Origin of the sequence: Shigella sp. FC1544 (assembly GCF_001722145.1) — a bacterium.
Lineage (GTDB): Bacteria > Pseudomonadota > Gammaproteobacteria > Enterobacterales > Enterobacteriaceae > Escherichia > Escherichia coli.
Genome location: NZ_MECT01000593.1, coordinates 21,276 through 41,743, shown reverse-complemented (window position 1 = coordinate 41,743; position 20,468 = coordinate 21,276). Strand labels below are relative to the sequence as shown.

General features: G+C 49.9%; 18 protein-coding genes and 3 pseudogenes. 14 read left to right on the top strand and 7 right to left on the bottom strand.

From position 1 onward, the window contains the following. Positions 1-124 precede the first annotated feature (124 nt). From BGK49_RS31355 to BGK49_RS24710, 5 genes and pseudogenes are all read left to right on the top strand, one after another. Complete coding sequence (locus BGK49_RS31355; RefSeq protein ID WP_211180488.1) at positions 125-229, top strand: leader peptide SpeFL; 105 nt, start codon at positions 125-127, stop codon at positions 227-229. A gap of 257 nt (positions 230-486) precedes the next feature. Further along, on the top strand, positions 487-2,685 hold the full coding sequence (gene speF, locus BGK49_RS24720) for an ornithine decarboxylase SpeF (RefSeq protein WP_000040203.1): 2,199 nt from the start codon (positions 487-489) through the stop codon (positions 2,683-2,685). Further along, positions 2,682-4,001: a putrescine-ornithine antiporter gene (gene potE, locus BGK49_RS24715; protein ID WP_000075830.1), complete on the top strand. Its 1,320-nt coding sequence runs from the start codon at positions 2,682-2,684 to the stop codon at positions 3,999-4,001. The genes speF and potE overlap by 4 nt, the downstream gene beginning before the upstream one ends. Positions 4,002-4,091: 90 nt before the next feature. Beyond that, positions 4,092-4,241 (top strand): annotated as a pseudogene (locus BGK49_RS28805) (hypothetical protein); the annotation flags it as partial. A gap of 123 nt (positions 4,242-4,364) precedes the next feature. After that, complete coding sequence (locus BGK49_RS24710) at positions 4,365-5,015, top strand: DUF2625 domain-containing protein (protein ID WP_001208817.1); 651 nt, start codon at positions 4,365-4,367, stop codon at positions 5,013-5,015. Positions 5,016-5,055: 40 nt separating this feature from the next. Here BGK49_RS24710 and BGK49_RS24705 read toward each other — a convergent pair whose 3' ends face one another. From BGK49_RS24705 to seqA, 3 genes are all read right to left on the bottom strand, one after another. After that, positions 5,056-5,550, bottom strand: a complete 495-nt coding sequence (locus tag BGK49_RS24705; RefSeq protein WP_000856355.1) for a hypothetical protein — start codon at positions 5,548-5,550, stop codon at positions 5,056-5,058. Positions 5,551-5,764: 214 nt separating this feature from the next. After that, entirely contained in the window at positions 5,765-7,405 is a 1,641-nt protein-coding gene (pgm, locus tag BGK49_RS24700) for a phosphoglucomutase (alpha-D-glucose-1,6-bisphosphate-dependent) (protein WP_001297249.1), read from the bottom strand. A gap of 25 nt (positions 7,406-7,430) precedes the next feature. Continuing rightward, positions 7,431-7,976, bottom strand: a complete 546-nt coding sequence (seqA, locus tag BGK49_RS24695; protein WP_000848387.1) for a replication initiation negative regulator SeqA — start codon at positions 7,974-7,976, stop codon at positions 7,431-7,433. A gap of 184 nt (positions 7,977-8,160) precedes the next feature. Between seqA and ybfF the strand changes: the two genes are divergently transcribed. From ybfF to fur, 5 genes are all read left to right on the top strand, one after another. Further along, a complete protein-coding gene (ybfF, locus tag BGK49_RS24690; protein WP_000773287.1) occupies positions 8,161-8,925 on the top strand; it encodes an esterase in 765 nt (254 codons plus the stop codon). Positions 8,926-9,064: 139 nt separating this feature from the next. Beyond that, positions 9,065-9,358, top strand: a complete 294-nt coding sequence (ybfE, locus tag BGK49_RS24685; protein WP_001300829.1) for a LexA regulated protein — start codon at positions 9,065-9,067, stop codon at positions 9,356-9,358. 139 nt (positions 9,359-9,497) lie between these two features. Beyond that, positions 9,498-10,028: a flavodoxin FldA gene (gene fldA / locus BGK49_RS24680; RefSeq protein WP_001018618.1), complete on the top strand. Its 531-nt coding sequence runs from the start codon at positions 9,498-9,500 to the stop codon at positions 10,026-10,028. Between the two features lie 209 nt (positions 10,029-10,237). Then, the gene (gene uof, locus BGK49_RS24670) at positions 10,238-10,324 is read left to right on the top strand and encodes a fur leader peptide (RefSeq protein WP_001406816.1); all 87 of its coding nucleotides are present in this window, start codon (positions 10,238-10,240) and stop codon (positions 10,322-10,324) included. After that, positions 10,317-10,763, top strand: a complete 447-nt coding sequence (gene fur, locus BGK49_RS24665) for a ferric iron uptake transcriptional regulator (protein ID WP_000131702.1) — start codon at positions 10,317-10,319, stop codon at positions 10,761-10,763. Before uof ends, fur begins: the two co-directional genes overlap by 8 nt. Positions 10,764-10,847: 84 nt before the next feature. On the opposite strand, the gene BGK49_RS24660 is transcribed toward fur, so the two are convergent. From BGK49_RS24660 to glnS, 3 genes and pseudogenes are all read right to left on the bottom strand, one after another. Then, positions 10,848-11,174 carry a ChiQ/YbfN family lipoprotein gene (locus BGK49_RS24660; RefSeq protein ID WP_000733573.1) on the bottom strand — a complete coding sequence of 109 codons (327 nt, stop codon included), beginning with the start codon at positions 11,172-11,174 and terminating at the stop codon, positions 10,848-10,850. 49 nt (positions 11,175-11,223) lie between these two features. Continuing rightward, positions 11,224-12,614: pseudogene (gene chiP, locus BGK49_RS24655) on the bottom strand (chitoporin ChiP). A gap of 445 nt (positions 12,615-13,059) precedes the next feature. Then, positions 13,060-14,724: a glutamine--tRNA ligase gene (gene glnS / locus BGK49_RS24650; protein ID WP_001287154.1), complete on the bottom strand. Its 1,665-nt coding sequence runs from the start codon at positions 14,722-14,724 to the stop codon at positions 13,060-13,062. A gap of 110 nt (positions 14,725-14,834) precedes the next feature. Between glnS and BGK49_RS31495 the strand changes: the two genes are divergently transcribed. After that, entirely contained in the window at positions 14,835-14,957 is a 123-nt protein-coding gene (locus BGK49_RS31495; protein WP_001297734.1) for a hypothetical protein, read from the top strand. Here the strand turns inward: BGK49_RS31495 and nagE are convergent. Then, positions 14,927-16,871, bottom strand: a pseudogene (nagE, locus tag BGK49_RS24645) (PTS N-acetyl glucosamine transporter subunit IIABC). The gene BGK49_RS31495 and the pseudogene nagE sit on opposite strands and share 31 nt — an antisense overlap. A gap of 332 nt (positions 16,872-17,203) precedes the next feature. On the opposite strand from nagE, the gene nagB reads away from it, so the two are divergent. From nagB to nagC, 3 genes are read left to right on the top strand one after another with little or no spacing between them, the layout of a single operon-like run. Next, complete coding sequence (nagB, locus tag BGK49_RS24640) at positions 17,204-18,004, top strand: glucosamine-6-phosphate deaminase (protein ID WP_001237072.1); 801 nt, start codon at positions 17,204-17,206, stop codon at positions 18,002-18,004. 59 nt (positions 18,005-18,063) lie between these two features. Beyond that, positions 18,064-19,212 carry an N-acetylglucosamine-6-phosphate deacetylase gene (gene nagA / locus BGK49_RS24635; RefSeq protein WP_000271168.1) on the top strand — a complete coding sequence of 383 codons (1,149 nt, stop codon included), beginning with the start codon at positions 18,064-18,066 and terminating at the stop codon, positions 19,210-19,212. A gap of 8 nt (positions 19,213-19,220) precedes the next feature. Next, on the top strand, positions 19,221-20,441 hold the full coding sequence (gene nagC, locus BGK49_RS24630; protein ID WP_000187594.1) for a DNA-binding transcriptional regulator NagC: 1,221 nt from the start codon (positions 19,221-19,223) through the stop codon (positions 20,439-20,441). Positions 20,442-20,468: the final 27 nt, after the last annotated feature.

The following is a 20,468-nucleotide window of genomic DNA, read 5'->3' as shown; positions in this document are numbered from 1 at the left end:
GAGTAAAAAGCTCATCATTAAATAAATTAAGATTGATCATTTTTTATTGATCACCTTCACAGTTCAACCGTATTTCCTGGATAGAATATCTTCACCTTCATTCACATCAGGAAAGGTAAATTAAATGGAAAATAACAGCCGCACTATGCCCCATATAAGGCGGACAACTCATATTATGAAGTTTGCTCATCGCAATAGCTTCGACTTTCACTTCTTCAATGCCCGTTAGTCTACCGACTAAGGGCACTTCAGCGTACAGGTCTTCCTGACTCTCTGTATTACAGGCATATGCCTGTATTCCGCAGTGCTCATTCTCTGTTAACCCTTGTATTATCAGCCACCGGACTGGTAAGGGTTTCTGCATTCTGAAAAAAGCAATCTACCTGATTTATTTATCAGCGGGGTAACTTTGCTTTTTTCCGGCACGATCGATTTCTCATTCGAGAAATTGAGGACCTGCTATTACCTAAAATAAAGAGATGAAAAATGTCAAAATTAAAAATTGCGGTTAGTGATTCTTGCCCGGACTGTTTTACCACGCAGCGAGAATGTATCTACATTAATGAAAGTCGTAATATCGATGTGGCGGCAATCGTTTTATCGCTCAACGATGTTACATGCGGAAAACTCGATGAAATCGATGCCACGGGTTATGGCATCCCGGTATTTATTGCTACTGAAAATCAAGAACGTGTACCCGCAGAGTATTTGCCCCGTATTTCGGGTGTCTTTGAGAATTGCGAATCGCGACGAGAATTTTATGGTCGTCAGTTAGAAACCGCTGCCAGCCATTATGAAACTCAACTGCGCCCACCTTTCTTCCGCGCACTGGTCGATTATGTCAATCAAGGTAACAGCGCGTTTGATTGCCCTGGTCATCAGGGCGGCGAATTTTTCCGTCGCCATCCGGCGGGGAATCAGTTTGTGGAATACTTTGGTGAGGCGCTGTTCCGTTCCGACTTGTGCAACGCAGACGTAGCAATGGGTGATCTGCTGATTCACGAAGGCGCGCCATGCATTGCACAGCAACATGCGGCAAAAGTGTTCAATGCCGATAAAACATACTTCGTTCTAAATGGCACTTCATCTTCTAACAAAGTGGTTTTAAACGCCCTGCTGACACCGGGTGATCTGGTGCTGTTTGACCGCAATAACCACAAATCTAACCACCACGGAGCGTTGCTACAGGCTGGTGCAACACCGGTTTATCTGGAAACCGCACGTAACCCGTATGGCTTTATCGGTGGCATTGATGCGCACTGTTTTGAAGAAAGTTACCTGCGTGAGCTGATCGCGGAAGTCGCACCGCAGCGGACAAAAGAGGCTCGTCCTTTCCGCCTCGCCGTTATTCAGCTAGGCACCTACGACGGTACGATTTATAACGCCCGCCAGGTGGTGGATAAAATTGGTCATCTGTGTGACTACATTCTGTTTGACTCCGCATGGGTCGGCTATGAGCAATTTATCCCGATGATGGCTGACTGTTCACCGCTGTTGCTGGATCTTAATGAGAACGATCCGGGCATTCTGGTTACGCAATCTGTGCATAAACAGCAGGCTGGTTTTTCTCAAACTTCACAAATCCATAAAAAAGACAGCCACATCAAAGGGCAACAGCGTTATGTACCGCACAAACGCATGAACAACGCCTTTATGATGCATGCCTCCACCAGCCCGTTCTATCCGCTGTTTGCCGCACTGGATATCAACGCCAAAATGCATGAAGGTGTCAGCGGTCGTAATATGTGGATGGATTGTGTGGTAAATGGCATTAATGCCCGCAAGCTGATCCTCGATAACTGTCAGCATATTCGTCCGTTCGTACCTGAACTAGTGGATGGTAAACCCTGGCAGTCGTATGAAACAGCGCAAATTGCGGTTGATCTGCGCTTCTTCCAGTTTGTACCAGGGGAACACTGGCACTCTTTTGAAGGCTATGCAGAGAATCAATACTTTGTCGATCCATGCAAACTGTTGCTGACAACCCCAGGTATTGATGCACGTAACGGCGAATATGAAGCGTTCGGTGTACCCGCGACGATTCTTGCTAACTTCCTGCGCGAAAATGGCGTAGTGCCGGAAAAATGCAATCTTAACTCCATCCTCTTCCTGCTGACTCCGGCAGAATATATGGCCAAACTTCAGCAACTTGTTGCCCTGCTGGTACGCTTCGAAAAACTGCTTGAGTCCGACGCGCCATTAGCAGAAGTGCTGCCTTCCATCTACAAACAGCATGAAGAGCGCTACGCCGGTTATACCCTTCGTCAGTTGTGCCAGGAAATGCATGATTTGTATGCCCGTCACAACGTGAAACAACCGCAAAAAGAGATGTTCCGTAAGGAACACTTCCCACGCGTAAGCATGAATCCACAAGAAGCCAACTACGCCTATTTACGCGGTGAAGTGGAGCTGGTTCGTCTGCCGGATGCCGAAGGCCGTATCGCTGCCGAAGGTGCGCTTCCTTATCCTCCGGGTGTGCTGTGTGTTGTTCCGGGTGAAATCTGGGGTGGTGCTGTTTTGCGTTACTTCAGCGCTCTGGAAGAAGGGATCAACCTGCTGCCAGGTTTTGCACCGGAGCTGCAGGGTGTCTATATCGAAGAACATGATGGTCGTAAGCAAGTTTGGTGCTATGTCATCAAGCCTCGTGATGCGCAAAGCACCCTGTTGAAAGGGGAAAAATTATGAGTCAGGCTAAATCGAACAAAATGGGCGTCGTTCAGTTAACCATACTGACGATGGTCAACATGATGGGCTCCGGTATCATCATGCTGCCGACAAAGCTTGCCGAAGTTGGGACAATCTCAATTATCTCCTGGCTGGTGACAGCCGTAGGCTCAATGGCACTGGCATGGGCATTCGCAAAATGCGGTATGTTCAGCCGTAAATCAGGCGGTATGGGCGGTTATGCGGAGTATGCTTTCGGTAAGTCCGGCAATTTTATGGCGAACTACACCTACGGTGTCTCGCTGCTGATTGCTAACGTCGCGATTGCTATTTCGGCGGTTGGTTACGGCACCGAACTGCTCGGCGCGAGTTTGTCGCCAGTGCAGATTGGTCTTGCGACCATCGGAGTGCTGTGGATTTGTACCGTGGCTAACTTTGGTGGTGCGCGCATTACCGGGCAAATCAGTAGCATTACTGTGTGGGGAGTCATTATTCCGGTCGTCGGTCTGTGCATTATTGGCTGGTTCTGGTTTAGTCCGACGCTGTACGCTAACTCATGGAACCCGCACCATGTGCCGTTCTTTAGCGCTGTAGGTTCTTCCATCGCCATGACGTTGTGGGCTTTCCTCGGTCTGGAGTCAGCCTGTGCCAACGCCGAAGTAGTGGAAAACCCGGAACGTAACGTGCCGATTGCAGTTCTTGGCGGTACTTTAGGTGCGGCGGTGATTTATATCGTCTCCACCAACGTGATTGCCGGGATTGTGCCTAATATGGAGCTGGCAAATTCAACGGCACCATTTGGCCTGGCTTTCGCACAGATGTTCACACCAGAAGTGGGTAAAGTCATTATGGCGCTGATGGTGATGTCCTGCTGCGGTTCACTGCTTGGCTGGCAGTTCACCATTGCCCAGGTGTTTAAATCTTCATCTGATGAAGGCTACTTCCCTAAAATTTTCTCCCGTGTAACCAAAGTGGATGCACCGGTGCAGGGAATGTTGACCATTGTGATTATTCAGAGTGGATTGGCACTGATGACCATTAGCCCGTCACTGAACAGCCAGTTCAACGTGCTGGTTAACCTGGCCGTGGTGACCAATATCATTCCGTATATTCTGTCAATGGCGGCATTAGTCATTATTCAGAAGGTCGCTAATGTGCCCCCCTCAAAAGCGAAAGTAGCAAACTTTGTTGCCTTTGTTGGTGCGATGTACAGTTTCTATGCGCTGTACTCATCCGGGGAAGAAGCCATGCTGTACGGTTCTATCGTGACCTTCCTTGGTTGGACACTGTATGGTCTGGTATCACCATGCTTTGAACTGAAAAATAAACACGGTTAATAAAACAAAGTAAAAAAGGGCGATTGAATGATCGCCCTTTCTGTTTGTTGGCAAATAGTTCGTTATTTATGCCGCATCCGGCAGATGTAGGGTCTAAACGCGATCGAACACAGCAACTATTTGCGTAATTATATGGGGCATCTGCGACAAAAACTGGAACAGGATCCGGCCCGGCCCGGCCCGGCCCGGCCTCGCCATTTTATTACTGAAACCGGTATTGGGTATCGGTTTATGCTTTGAAAAAAGTGGCAATGTATGGATAAAGTCATTTTTTATTCAAATATAAGGAACTTAATATTTAAAAAATGTTCCATACAATTCCTCATCATAAATGACACCGTAGCACACAAGGAGCAAGTAGCGATGCGTGAAATGAATCAGTTAGTAAATACTGAAGATTCAGCCTGGCCAATAATCCAGAACTGGTTAAAAGACGCCACAAACCATACCGAACTCTTACCGGTTAATAAAAATTTAGCCGAAACCGCACTTTATCAATTACAGGTGACAACAAAATCACCGATGGGTGCGCTTGTCTATGGCTCCGGAGGTCTGCTGATTGATAATGGTTGGTTACGCATAGCAGGATCTGGTCACCCCCGGTTGCCACGAGATCCAGTAAGTTGGACACAACGCCCTGAATTCGCAGGCGTGCGGGCTTTACCCATCGCTGACGATGTCGCAGGGGGAATTTTTGCTCTTAATGGTGGCGATCTTGGGGAAGATACTGGCTGCGTTTATTATTTTGCGCCAGATACGCTGAATTGGGAAAGTCTGGAAGTTGGATATTCTGAGTTTCTTCAGTGGGCATTATCCGGTGATTTAGATACCTTCTATGAAAATGTACGATGGCAGCAATGGCGAGAAGACGTAATAAAATTATCGGCAACGGAAGCCTTCACGTTCTACCCTTTCTTATGGGTACAAAGTGAAGAAGCAAGAACAAGAAAAGTTATTTCGCTTACTGAACTCTGGGAAATGCAGTATCAAATGAAAGAAACATTCACGCAATAAGACATGTTCAGGTCCGGGTTTCATTCCCGGACTCACTATTTTAATGTGTATTTATCGCTTTCAATTCTTGCTGGCAATTTTCTGACTGGCAGCGTCGTAACTCAATAATCCCGACATGCATCATCGAGCCAAAAAATCCGCTTTCGCTGACATAATCCTCATTGACTATCGGTCGAGTGCCGGGCTTGCCCTGGCAAACCCGCATAAAAAATGAGGTGTAGCATTGCCAACCGGGATTTAAACCGACCTTTTCTTGTGCTGACATATTATGAAGATAAGTAAGTTCTTTTTCGTTCCCGCCTGACAACTGCCAGCGGCGGGTATTATCAGGTAAGTTATCACCACGGCAATTTGTCTTACACCGGGAAGGTGCAATATTTACCGCAATGCTACCCGTTAATCCTCTGGTTTTATCTTTAGGGGTCAGTAACCAGTCGCCAGCTAATGATGATTGTTCAGGTTGGGCGCATGCAGTCAGCAGTAATGTGGCGGTAATTAGTGACACTATGACGACCAGACTCCTGTTGGTCTTCATTGGGATTTCCTTGAGCTACTCAGTTTGTTGACAAAGTGTTCGTTGTTTTTGCCGGATGCGGCGTGAACGCCTTATCCGGCCTACAAAATCTCGTAAATTCAATATATTGCACCATCCTCGTAGGCCTGATAAGCGTAGCGCATCAGGCAATTCTGTGTTTGTCATACGTAAAAAAGGGCGATCTTCCGACCACCCTTTTTCTTATTTAATGTGTTTACGCGTTTTTCAGAACTTCGCTAACAATCTCAACCGCTTCTTTCTCAATCTGCTTGCGATGTTCTTCACCGAGGAAGCTTTCGCAGTAGATCTTATATGCGTCTTCCGTGCCTGACGGACGCGCGGCGAACCAGCCGTTGTCAGTCATCACTTTCAGACCGCCGATAGAAGCACCATTGCCCGGTGCCGCCGTCAGGCGCGCGGTGATCGGGTCGCCTGCCAGGGTGCTGGCGCTCACCATTTCCGGAGACAGCTTAGACAGCGCCGCTTTTTGTGCGGAAGTCGCAGCTGCCTGCAAACGGTTGTAGCTCGGCGCACCAAAGCGTTTTGCCAGTTCGTTGTAGTGTTCCTGCGGGTTCTTACCGGTGACAGCGGTGATTTCCGCCGCCAGCAGACACATGATGATGCCGTCTTTGTCGGTGGACCACGGCGTGCCGTCGAAACGCAGGAAGGAAGCCCCTGCGCTCTCTTCGCCGCCAAAGCCGAAGCTGCCGTCGAACAGACCATCAACAAACCATTTGAAACCTACCGGGACTTCTACCAGCTTGCGGCCCAAGTCATTGACCACACGGTCGATCATCGCAGAAGAAACCAGCGTTTTACCGACAGCAACATCTTTGCCCCACTGCGGACGATGCTGGAACAGGTAGTTGATCGCCACCGCCAGGTAGTGGTTCGGATTCATCAAACCTGCCGGAGTGACGATACCGTGACGGTCATAATCCGGGTCGTTAGCAAACGCCAGATCGAACTTATCACGCAGTGCCAGCAGGCCCGCCATCGCACACTCGGAGGAGCAGTCCATACGGATCGCGCCGTCTTTATCAAGGTGCATAAAGCGGAAGGTTTGATCGACCTGATCGTTAACGATGGTCAGGTTGAGGTTGTAATACTCGCCAATACGCTTCCAGTATTCGATACCGGAACCGCCCAGCGGATCAACGCCCAGCGTCAGGCCCGCTTTCTGAATCGCCGCCATATCAACGATATCGGCCAGACCTTCCACAAACGGCTGCACCAGATCCTGCTCTTTCACATGACCGGATGCCATCGCTTCGTCGAGGGAGATACGCTTCACGCCTTTCAGGCCATCGGCCAGCAGTGCGTTGGCCCTGTCTTCCACCACTTTGGTGACGTTGGTATCAGCCGGGCCACCATTTGGCGGATTGTACTTGATACCACCATCTTCCGGCGGGTTATGGGACGGTGTAATCACGATACCGTCTGCCAGCGGACCACCTTTTTTATTGTGAACCAGGATGGCATTGGAAACGGCAGGCGTTGGAGTGAAGCCATTGTTTTCCTGCACAATGACATCAACGCCGTTCGCTGCCAGCACTTCCAGTACGGAAATGAACGCAGGCTCGGACAGGGCGTGAGTATCTTTACCCACATAGCAAGGGCCAGTGATGCCGTTTTTCGCACGTTCTTCAGCAATTGCCTGAGCGATCGCCAGAATGTGCGGCTCGTTAAAGCTGTGGCGCGCTGCACTGCCACGGTGACCGGAAGTACCGAATTTCACCGCGTGCTCCGCATTCCCTGCTTCTGGTTTCAGTACATAATATTGCGCCGTCAGTTGGGCGACGTTAATCAAATCACTCTGTTGTGCAGGTTGGCCTGCACGATTGTGGATTGCCATTGCTTTGTCCTTTGTCTGCAACGTTTTAGATAGTTCCGCAAACCTTCTCAATCAATTCCGCCGGGAATTGCATCGACTGCATGATGTGTTCGATCATGCTGCATTTACGGCCGGTGTTGGTGTTGGTGATCACCCAATACGGCGTGCCTGGCACATGTTTCGGCTTGGTCTGATTACCATTTTTCAGCAGCGTTTGTTCATCTGCCGCAAAGTAAACGCGTGTACGACCGTGCAACGATTCCGTTGCTTCGGCAAACGCCTGGGCGTCAAGAGAATATAGTGTAGACAACAGCAGCATAAAGCGATTGACCGCTCGCTTTTGCTCTGCGTATTCGTCAGAAAGCAGAAGTTCACGCATTGCGCGAACCTTGTCTTTAATCGTTTTGACCGGCTTCGCTTCGACGATAGCAGGTGACGCAACGCGAACCTCTTTCGTCACCGGAGCAGCAGGCTGTGATGCGGCGGAAAATTTCAACATACGCCGTAAAATGTCGGATGCGCTCTCGCCGATATGCTTAGTGTGGCTGGCAATATAGCTGTAGAGTTCATCATCAACTTCAATCGTTTTCATCTTAATCCAGTGCAGTGTCTTAGCTGAATACAAGTCGCCAAGAGTATATGAATAAATCCCGGCAGCGGATTGCGTCAAGCCTGGCTTGCAGAAAAACTCGGAATAAACCTTATTTGTTGCAGCCCTGTGGCACAATGGTCAACATAATACCCTAACCCGACAACGCGAAAAAAAGAACTTTGCCATGAAATTGAATATCCGCGCGCAAACTGCACAAAACCAGCACAATAATTCTCCCATCGTTCTTGTCCATGGTCTGTTTGGTAGCCTCGACAACCTTGGCGTACTGGCTCGCGATCTGGTAAACGATCACAATATCATCCAGGTTGATATGCGTAACCACGGTCTTTCACCGAGAGATCCGGTAATGAATTACCCGGCGATGGCGCAGGATCTTGTTGATACTCTGGATGCACAGCAGATCGACAAAGCAACATTTATCGGTCACTCCATGGGCGGTAAAGCGGTAATGGCACTTACGGCACTGGCCCGCGATCGCATCGATAAACTGGTGGCGATCGATATCGCACCGGTCGACTATCACGTACGCCGTCATGATGAGATTTTCGCGGCTATCAACGCGGTCAGTGAATCGGACGCACAAACTCGCCAGCAAGCAGCAGCAATAATGCGCCAGCATCTTAATGAAGAAGGGGTGATTCAGTTTCTGTTGAAATCTTTTGTTGACGGGGAGTGGCGCTTTAACGTGCCGGTATTGTGGGATCAGTATCCGCATATTGTGGGTTGGGAGAAAATCCCGGCATGGGATCACCCTGCCCTGTTTATCCCTAGCGGCAATTCTCCGTATGTTAGCGAGCAGTACCGTGATGATTTACTGGCACAATTTCCACAGGCACGGGCGCATGTGATTGCAGGCGCGGGTCACTGGGTCCATGCTGAAAAACCGGATGCGGTATTACGCGCTATCCGTCGCTATCTCAATGATTAACGCAACTGATTAAAAACCCAGCGTCCGCGTCGCTTTCCGCGCGTGGGCGTTGGCGTGACTCATCGCGCTGATGTATTATGGCGCGCTATCCATCCGGGCAGAGGCCTGGCTGATTGTTTCCCCCGAAGTCACCAAGATCATGGCCAAAGAACAAACGGACCGTACGACATTAGATCTGTTCGCGCACGAGCGTCGACCGGGACGACCGAAAACTAATCCGCTTTCGCGCGATGAACAGCTGCGTATTAATAAACGCAACCAGCTAAAACGCGACAAAGTACGTGGCCTTAAGCGTGTCGAACTGAAGCTGAACGCGGAAGCTGTCGAGGCGCTGAACGAGCTGGCGGAGTCGCGCAATATGAGCCGTAGCGAACTGATCGAAGAGATGTTAATGCAGCAACTGGCGGCGCTGCGTAGTCAGGGCATCGTTTAAATTTCCACTTTCATGTAGCACAGTGTGCAGTCCTGCTCGTTTGCTGATTCCGCAAGACTGCCTGTTCTGCTATGATTGCCTTTATCCGTGGGCAATTTCCCCCCCCCATTTCAATAAGTTTCAAGAGGTTATTTCACTCATGGCTATCACTGGCATCTTTTTCGGCAGCGACACCGGTAATACCGAAAATATCGCAAAAATGATTCAAAAACAGCTTGGTAAAGACGTTGCCGATGTCCATGACATTGCAAAAAGCAGCAAAGAAGATCTGGAAGCTTATGACATTCTGCTGCTGGGCATCCCAACCTGGTATTATGGCGAAGCGCAGTGTGACTGGGATGACTTCTTCCCGACTCTCGAAGAGATTGATTTCAACGGCAAACTGGTTGCGCTGTTTGGTTGTGGTGACCAGGAAGATTACGCCGAATATTTCTGCGACGCATTGGGCACCATCCGCGACATCATTGAACCGCGCGGTGCAACGATCGTTGGTCACTGGCCAACTGCGGGCTATCATTTCGAAGCATCAAAAGGTCTGGCTGATGACGACCACTTTGTCGGTCTGGCTATCGACGAAGACCGTCAGCCGGAACTGACCGCTGAACGTGTAGAAAAATGGGTTAAACAGATTTCTGAAGAGTTGCATCTCGACGAAATTCTCAATGCCTGATGTGATGCGGCGTAGACTCATGTCTACGCCGTATTAATAGATAATGCCAATCAAAATAATTGCTACAAATTTGTAACTTTTGCTGTTGTACCTGTACAATGTCCCGGTGTTCAAGTGGCCTTGCCGTTGTAAATGTAAGCTGTGCCACGTTTTTATTAACAATATTTGCCAGGGACTTGTGGTTTTCATTTAGGCGTGGCAATTCTATAATGATACGCATTATCTCAAGAGCAAATTCTGTCACTTCTTCTAATGAAGTGAACCGCTTAGTAACAGGACAGATTCCGCATGACTGATAACAATACCGCCCTAAAGAAAGCTGGCCTGAAAGTAACGCTTCCTCGTTTAAAAATCCTGGAAGTTCTTCAGGAGCCGGACAACCATCACGTCAGTGCGGAAGATTTATACAAACGTCTGATCGATATGGGTGAAGAAATTGGTCTGGCTACGGTATATCGCGTACTGAACCAGTTTGACGACGCTGGTATCGTCACCCGCCACAATTTTGAAGGCGGTAAATCCGTATTTGAACTGACACAGCAACATCACCACGATCACCTGATCTGCCTCGACTGCGGCAAGGTTATCGAATTTAGTGATGATTCCATCGAAGCGCGTCAGCGTGAAATTGCCGCAAAACATGGCATTCGCCTGACTAACCACAGTCTCTATCTTTACGGTCACTGTGCCGAAGGCGATTGCCGCGAAGATGAACATGCGCACGAAGGCAAATAAGCCAGCCTGAATGAGAAAAAGCCAACCTGCGGGTTGGCTTTTTTATGCAAGGGAAATAAGAAAAGCGAGAGTTACAGCTCTCACTTATTTGTTATTACTGCGAATTTCCTGCCAAACTTTATCACAATAGGCTTTCACCGCCTGATCATTTCCGGTTTGCGTTGCACGCAGACACTGCTGATAATCCAGTACGCGGACACTTTCCTGGTCGGCAAAATGCTGATGTTGTTTCTCTTTCTTCAGCACGTTTAACACGCTCTGGCAGGCTTCAATTTTTTCTGGCGAACCTTGTGCGGTGTTGATACAGGCGCTGTATGCCTCTTTCAGACGACTGTCTTCCTGTGGCGCGGTTGATTGCGCACAAGCTACCAGCCCCGATGCCATTATGGCGATGAGAATCAGTTTTTTCATAGCAAATTCCTCAAACGTGCGGCAGGCACAAAACCTGCCGCGTCGGGCATCAGAAGATGGTGAATGGTGCGATTACCATAAATTTCACGTCACGCTCATCCTGGAAGATGTTGCCGTAACCACCGCCCCAGCTTGGGATGTCGGAGTGGTTGTCGTATTCGGTGAAGTGCAGTTTGAACATCGTGCCTTTGGCGCGACCGTCCTGAATGGTGTAGACCGCATCCAGGCTGTATGCAGACTCTTCAATAGTCCGGTTTTTGTCGTAGTACGCATCCGGATTGCTCTGCCAGGTCGCAGGTTTAGCATCCCATGCGTAAACGTAGGAAGCGCCGATGGCGAAGCCTGGAAGATTCCAGTTTTTCAGGTCATACATCGCACCGAAGAAGACCGCTTTTTCGCCGTTAGCGTTGAAGTCGGAACGGTTATCCCACCAGATATCCAGGCGGCCGTTGGAGGAAGCGTAGGTTGGAGTCATACGTTGCAGGAAGTATCCCTGCTGACCGTCAGCCTTAACCCAGGTGCCTTCGAGGCGCAAATCCACTACGTCAGCCGCCCGGTAACCAAAGGTCAACGCTTGCAGCCAGGCGGTGCCGTCATAAAGGTCGTTGACGCTGCGATCGTCAACTTTATCGCGCGTACCATAGAACTGGTAGCTGGTGGTTAACGGGCTACCGGCGATATCAAATTTGTAGCTGGCTTTGGCAAAATATTGATCGATATACCCTTCCGCCTGACCAAATGCCGCTTCCAGTACGAAGTTATTTTTGAAGTCGTATTTCGCCCCAAGGGAGTGCAGATAATCAACTTTGGTGGTTTTATCGTTCTGATAAAACTCATCCATTTCCAGATGCCACGGCGCTTTGTATTCGTTGGTCCACATGTAGGAGAAACTCAACGCACCAGCATCGCCGTAATCAAAATTCGCCCCGGCTTCCGCCCCCTGATAAGTACCTGCGGCGCTAACAGCGTTTGACCAGTTGGCTGAATGTAACCTGCCCTCGCCCAAACCGGACCGTATTTAAATTTGGCCGCAGCTTTATACAGGCTTATACCGCTTTTGTCGCCGGACCAGTCTTCGTCATAGGCTTTATTACTTTTTGAAAACGCGATTTCGTTCGGGTGGGAGCTGTCGCCGTTTTCCGCCATTTCAATCGCCGTAAACACAGCAATATCAAGGCCGAACATATCAGCAGCATAACCGGACTGAAAATCGAGGTTGGCATTCCAGGTGGAGTGAGAAAGGTTGGTTTTGTATTTGTCGCCGTCGGTAACATCTTTACGGTCGCGTTCACGCTGCCAGTAATATATACCGCCGGTTAAGGTTGAATCGTCGATGAATCCTTCGGCGCGAGCCTCCGGCATTGCCATAAAGCCCGACATTGCTGTAACACCGGCGATAGCCAGCGCCAGCGTACTACGTTTGCCACTAAACGTACGCATGGGTTAATCCTCTTTGACGTATAAATTGCTGCACCAAAGGTGAACAGCGAAAAAAATAAAAATTAAAAAAGTAGCATTGAGAAAAGTCTCGCTGACTACAGGAATAGACTATTTTTCGCGACGCGAATTATCAATCTCTTTCTGTAACCAGAATGTAAGAACATGAGCAACCGCACATATTTTGATGATTTTTGTTACAAGGCTTAAGTTTGCGGTTGAAAGGCTTGCAGAAGAATAAAAGCGTAAATTTCCAGCAAGATGAAAGCGGTTACATTTTATTTAATTATGGTTTGTGATTTTAAATTTATTTTATGGATAAATTGCGAAGCGGAATTAATTCGCGAAGAAAAGCAGAAAAAACGCCGCAGAGTGCGCGTTTGGGATTGTTTGCTATTTCTTGCCGGATGCGACGTAAATGCCTCACCCGGCCTGGTAGAACTTAAAATTACTCGCCTACTTTCGCCCAGGTATCACGCAGCCCAACGGTGCGGTTAAATACCGGTTTTTCCGCTGTGGAATGGCGGCTGTCGAGGCAGAAGTAACCTTCACGCTCAAACTGGAATGCTTTACCCGCAACCGCATCTTTCAGCGACGGTTCAGCAAAGCCCTGTTTGATCACCAGCGATTCCGGGTTAATCACCGACAGGAAATCATCCGCAGCACCTGGGTTAGGCACGCTGAACAGACGGTCGTACAGACGGATTTCAACCGGCAGCGCATGTGCCGCGCTCACCCAGTGAATAACACCTTTGACTTTACGACCATCTGCCGGATCTTTGCTTAAGGTGTCGGCGTCATAAGTACAGAAGATGGTGGTGATATTGCCTTCGGCATCTTTCTCCACGCGTTCTGCCTTAATGACGTAAGCATTACGCAGACGCACTTCTTTACCCAGCACCAGACGTTTGTACTGCTTGTTAGCTTCTTCGCGGAAATCGGCGCGATCGATCCAAATCTCACCGCTAAACGGCACCTGGCGGCTACCCATTTCCGGTTTGTTCGGATGGTTCGGCATGGTAACCATTTCGCCTTCGCCCTGATAGTTTTCGATAACCAGTTTCACCGGATCGATAACCGCCATTGCGCGCGGGGCGTTTTCGTTGAGATCTTCACGGATGCAGGATTCCAGCGACGCCATCTCAATGGTGTTGTCCTGCTTGGTCACGCCGATGCGTTTGCAGAACTCACGAATAGAAGCAGCAGTGTAACCACGACGACGCAGACCGGAAATGGTCGGCATACGCGGGTCATCCCAGCCTTCAACGTGCTTGTCGGTCACCAGCAGGTTCAGCTTACGCTTGGACATCACAGTGTATTCCAGATTCAGGCGCGAGAATTCGTACTGGCGCGGGTGAACAGGAATGGTGATGTTGTCCAGCACCCAGTCGTACAGGCGACGGTTGTCCTGGAACTCAAGCGTACACAGAGAGTGCGTAATACCTTCCAGGGCATCGCTGATGCAGTGGGTGAAGTCGTACATCGGGTAGATGCACCACTTGTTGCCAGTCTGGTGGTGTTCAGCAAATTTAATGCGGTACAGCACCGGATCGCGCATCACGATAAACGGTGAAGCCATGTCGATTTTCGCACGCAGGCAGGCTTTACCTTCTTCAAAACCACCGGCACGCATTTTTTCGAACAGCGCCAGGTTCTCTTCAACGCTGCGGTCGCGGTACGGGCTGTTTTTACCCGGTTGCGTCAGGGTGCCGCGGTATTCGCGGATCTGTTCCGGCGTCAGTTCATCAACGTACGCCAGGCCTTTATTGATCAGTTCGATCGCATAGGCGTGGAGCTGATCAAAATAATCGGAGGAGTAACGGACGTTACCAGACCAGTGAAAACCTAACCACTCTACGTCGTTTTTGATCGACTCAACATACTCGATATCTTCTTTTACCGGGTTAGTGTCGTCGAAACGCAGGTTGCACTGGCCTTTATAGTCCTGGGCGATCCCGAAGTTCAGGCAGATAGATTTCGCATGGCCAATATGCAGATAGCCATTCGGCTCCGGCGGGAAACGGGTGTGTACTGTGGTGTGCTTACCACTGGCCAGATCTTCATCGATGATCTGACGGATAAAGTTAGTCGGGCGGGCTTCTGCCTCACTCATCGTGGATTCCTCAAAGCGTAAACAACGTATAACGGCGTATGATCTTATAAGCGGGACAGGCTGACAACTGTTAGTTTTTTAAAATTGATAATCTAACAAGGATTATGGGGATGATTGATGAAAAAAAAAGCGGCAGAGAAGATCTCCACCGCTTGTCATTGTTGGATGCGACGCTCAAGCGTCGCATCAGGCATAAAGCAGATTACTTTTTGATTTCATACAGCGGTGTTTGACCCGCCACAACATGGCCCTGAGCTTTAATGATCAAGCCACTGAAATCGTCGATATTGCTGCAAACCACCGGGCTAATCATCGAGCGGGCGTTAGCGTTCAGGTAATCCAGATCCATTTCCAGAATCGGTTGCCCTGCGCTTACCTGCGCACCCTCTTCCACCAGACGTTTAAAGCCTTTACCTTCCAGCGCTACGGTGTCGATACCCATATGGACGACGATCTCCGCGCCTTTTTCGGTTTCCAGGCAGAACGCGTGGTTGGTGTTGAAGATTTTCACGATTGTCCCTGCGGCTGGTGATACGACGATTTTATCTGTCGGTTTCACCGCCACACCGTCACCCACCGCTTTGCTGGCGAATGCTTCGTCAGGAACCTGATCCAGTGCCACGACATCACCGGTAATCGGCGATACCAGCTCCGCGATAGATACCGCGTTTGGTACAGCCTGCGGTTTTGCTACAGGCGCGGCAGTTGACGGAGTTGCTTCAGCTGACGCAGCGGCTACCGGACCACGGGCAACGACTTTCTTCATCGCATCGCCGATGGATTCTGCTTTCGCGCCAACAATCACCTGAATAGTCTGTTTGTTCAGTTTCACTACACCAGAAGCACCCAGACGTTTACACATCGTATCGTTGACGCGGGCAGAGTCAGCCACGGTCAGGCGCAGACGGGTGATACAGGCGTCAATTGCTTTCAGGTTGTCAGTGCCGCCAACCGCAGCAATATAGTTGGTCGCCAGTTGATTGAGGCCTTCTTCAGTGTTGCTGTTGGCTTCTTCAGTAACGATCTCGTCTTCTTTATCTTCACGACCCGGCGTTTTCAGGTTGAACATGCGGATAACCAAACTGAACACCACGAAGTAGATAGCGAAGAAGACAACACCCATCACCAGCAGCATCCAGACGTTCTGGCTGGCGGCCGGCAGGTTATACATCAACGCGTAGTCGATAGCCCCCGCAGAGAAAGAGAAGCCAGCATGGATACCCAGCAGTGTTGCCACAAACAGGCTGATACCGGTCAGCAGTGCGTGCAGGAGGTACAGCAGCGGTGCAAGGAACATGAACAGGAATTCCAGCGGCTCAGTCACACCGGTCAGGAACGCAGTAACAGCAACAGAAAGCAGCATCCCGCCAACCATCGGACGACGCTCTTTCGGTGCTGCGAAGTACATCGCCAGCGCCGCACCCGGCAGACCGAACATCATAATCGGGAAGAAGCCGGACATGAACATCCCCGCGGTGCCGTCACCGGCATAGAAGCGGTTGATATCACCGTGGAAAACCGTACCCGCCGCGTGTGAATTCACCAATCTGGAACCAGGCGATGGTGTTCAGCACCTGATGCAGACCGGTTGGGATCAGCAGACGGTTGATGAAACCAAAGATACCGGAACCCAGCGCGCCCGCAGAAACGATCCACTCGCCTCCTGCATGGATAGCGTGCTGTACCGGCGGCCAGACGTAACCAAAAATGGCCGCCAGCACCAGGCAGAAGAAGCCGGTGGCAATCGGCACAAAACGTTTGCCGCCGAAGAAGCTCAGGAAGTCCGGCAGTTTAATATCGGACCAACGGTTATAGGCTGCGCCACCAACCAGACCGGTAATGATACCCGCCAGTACACCCATGTTTATTTCTGGGTTGATGGTCACCATCGCTTTGGTTAACACAAAGTAACCTACCGCACCCGCCAGCGCCGCCGCACCTGCGCTGTCTTTCGACCAGCTGGATGCCACACCGATGGCGAAGATTAATGCGAGGTTATCAAAAATCGCACCGCCCGCCTGGGCAATAAACGCAACGTTAAGTAAATCTGGCTGACCGAATCGCAGCAACAGTGCCGCCACCGGCAGCACCGCGATAGGGAGCTGTAACGCCCTACCGAGTCGCTGGAAAAAACCTAAAATATTCATCTTATTCCCCCTACGAGAACCCTATTTGGCTCGTTTAAAGCCGTATTTTTATTTTGCTGCAAATTGTACTGCCGATGTTCTGTAATCAGATTGTTAGATCATCTGCTACAGAGTGTGTGAAAATTTAATTCGTATCGCAAATTAAACGCGTGTCTTTTGTGAGTTTTGTCACCAAATATCGTTATCATCACTCCCTTTTACTGGCTAAACCAGAAAACTTATTTTATCATTCAAAAAATCAGGTCGGATTGACGCCTGTCTGCGCAAATCCAAGTTACGCTTAAAGATACCTAATCCGCCAACGGCTTACATTTTACTTATTGAGGTGAATAATGAGACTGATCCCCCTGACTACCGCTGAACAGGTCGGCAAATGGGCTGCTCGCCATATCGTCAATCGTATCAATGCGTTCAAACCGACTGCCGATCGTCCGTTTGTTCTGGGCCTGCCAACTGGCGGCACGCCGATGACCACCTATAAAGCGTTAGTCGAAATGCATAAAGCAGGCCAGGTCAGCTTTAAGCACGTTGTCACCTTCAACATGGACGAATATGTCGGTCTGCCGAAAGAGCATCCGGAAAGCTACTACAGCTTTATGCACCGTAATTTCTTCGATCACGTTGATATTCCAGCAGAAAACATCAACCTTCTCAACGGCAACGCCCCGGATATCGACGCCGAATGCCGCCAGTATGAAGAAAAAATCCGTTCTTACGGAAAAATTCATCTGTTTATGGGCGGTGTAGGTAACGACGGCCATATTGCATTTAACGAACCGGCGTCTTCTCTGGCTTCTCGTACTCGTATCAAAACCCTGACTCATGACACTCGCGTCGCGAACTCTCGTTTCTTTGATAACGATGTCAATCAGGTGCCAAAATATGCCCTGACTGTCGGTGTTGGTACATTGCTGGATGCCGAAGAAGTGATGATTCTGGTGCTGGGTAGCCAGAAAGCACTGGCACTGCAGGCTGCAGTTGAAGGTTGCGTGAACCACATGTGGACCATCAGCTGTCTGCAACTGCATCCAAAAGCGATCATGGTGTGCGATGAACCTTCCACCATGGAGCTGAAAGTTAAGACTTTAAGATATTTCAATGAATTAGAAGCAGAAAATATCAAAGGTCTGTAATTGTTATCCCTGCCCTGGCTCCTTGCTCAGGGCAATATTTTTTAAAATCGGGGGTCAGAATGTATGCATTAACCCAGGGCCGGATCTTTACCGGCCACGAATTTCTTGATGACCACGCGGTTGTTATCGCTGATGGCCTGATTAAAAGCGTCTGTCCGGTAGCGGAACTGCCGCCAGAGATCGAACAACGTTCACTGAACGGGGCCATTCTCTCCCCCGGTTTTATCGATGTGCAGTTAAACGGCTGCGGCGGCGTACAGTTTAACGACACCGCTGAAGCGGTCAGCGTGGAAACGCTGGAAATCATGCAGAAAGCCAATGAGAAATCAGGCTGTACTAACTATCTGCCGACGCTTATCACCACCAGCGATGAGCTGATGAAACAGGGCGTGCGCGTTATGCGCGAGTACCTGGCAAGACATCCGAATCAGGCGTTAGGTCTGCATCTGGAAGGTCCGTGGCTGAATCTGGTAAAAAAAGGCACCCATAATCCGAATTTTGTGCGTAAGCCTGATGCCGCGCTGGTCGATTTCCTGTGTGAAAACGCCGACGTCATTACCAAAGTGACCCTGGCACCGGAAATGGTTCCTGCGGAAGTCATCAGCAAACTGGCAAATGCCGGGATTGTGGTTTCTGCCGGTCACTCCAACGCGACGTTGAAAGAAGCGAAAGCCGGTTTCCGCGCGGGGATTACCTTTGCCACCCATCTGTACAACGCGATGCCGTATATTACCGGTCGTGAACCGGGCCTGGCGGGCGCGATCCTCGACGAAGCTGACATTTATTGCGGTATTATCGCTGATGGCCTGCATGTTGATTACGCCAACATTCGTAACGCTAAACGCCTTAAAGGCGACAAACTGTGTCTGGTTACCGACGCCACCGCGCCAGCAGGTGCCAACATTGAACAGTTCATTTTTGCGGGTAAAACAATATACTACCGTAACGGACTTTGTGTGGATGAGAACGGTACGTTAAGCGGTTCATCCTTAACCATGATTGAAGGCGTGCGTAATCTGGTCGAACATTGCGGTATCGCACTGGATGAAGTGCTGCGTATGGCGACGCTCTATCCGGCGCGTGCGATTGGCGTTGAGAAACGTCTCGGCACACTCGCCGCAGGTAAAGTAGCCAACCTGACCGCATTCACACCTGATTTTAAAATCACCAAGACCATCGTTAACGGTAACGAGGTCGTAACTCAATAAGAGAAAGTATGACACCAGGCGGACAAGCTCAGATAGGTAATGTTGATCTCGTAAAACAGCTTAACAGCGCGGCGGTTTATCGCCTGATTGACCAGTACGGGCCAATCTCGCGGATTCAGATTGCCGAGCAAAGCCAGCTTGCCCCCGCCAGCGTAACCAAAATTACGCGTCAGCTTATCGAACGCGGGCTGATCAAAGAAGTTGATCAGCAGGCCTCCACCGGGGGCCGCCGCGCTATCTCCATCGTCACCGAAACCCGCAATTTCCACGCAATCGGCGTACGGCTTGGTCGTCACGACGCCACCATCACCCTGTTTGATCTCAGCAGCAAAGTGCTGGCAGAAGAACATTACCCGCTGCCGGAACGTACCCAGCAAACGCTGGAACATGCCCTGTTGAATGCCATTGCTCAGTTTATTGATAGCTACCAGCGCAAACTGCGCGAGCTGATCGCGATTTCGGTGATCCTGCCAGGGCTTGTTGACCCGGACAGCGGCAAAATTCATTACATGCCGCATATTCAGGTAGAAAACTGGGGGCTGGTAGAAGCTCTGGAAGAACGTTTTAAAGTGACCTGTTTCGTTGGTCACGATATCCGTAGTCTGGCGCTGGCGGAGCACTACTTCGGTGCAAGTCAGGATTGCGAAGACTCCATTCTGGTGCGTGTCCATCGCGGAACCGGGGCCGGGATTATCTCTAACGGGCGCATTTTTATTGGCCGCAACGGTAACGTCGGTGAAATTGGCCATATTCAGGTCGAACCGCTGGGTGAACGCTGCCACTGCGGCAACTTTGGCTGCCTGGAAACTATCGCCGCCAACGCTGCCATTGAACAACGGGTGTTGAATCTGTTAAAGCAGGGCTACCAGAGCCGCGTGCCGCTGGACGACTGCACCATCAAAACTATCTGCAAAGCCGCGAACAAAGGCGATAGTCTGGCGTCGGAAGTAATTGAGTATGTCGGTCGTCATCTGGGTAAAACCATCGCCATTGCTATCAACTTATTTAATCCGCAAAAAATTGTTATTGCCGGTGAAATCACCGAAGCCGATAAAGTGCTGCTCCCTGCTATTGAAAGCTGCATTAATACCCAGGCGCTGAAGGCGTTTCGCACTAATCTGCCGGTGGTACGTTCTGAGCTGGATCACCGCTCGGCAATCGGCGCTTTTGCGCTGGTAAAACGCGCCATGCTCAACGGTATTTTGCTCCAGCATTTGCTGGAAAATTAATGTGCTTTTATAGTGGCGCTTATTGTT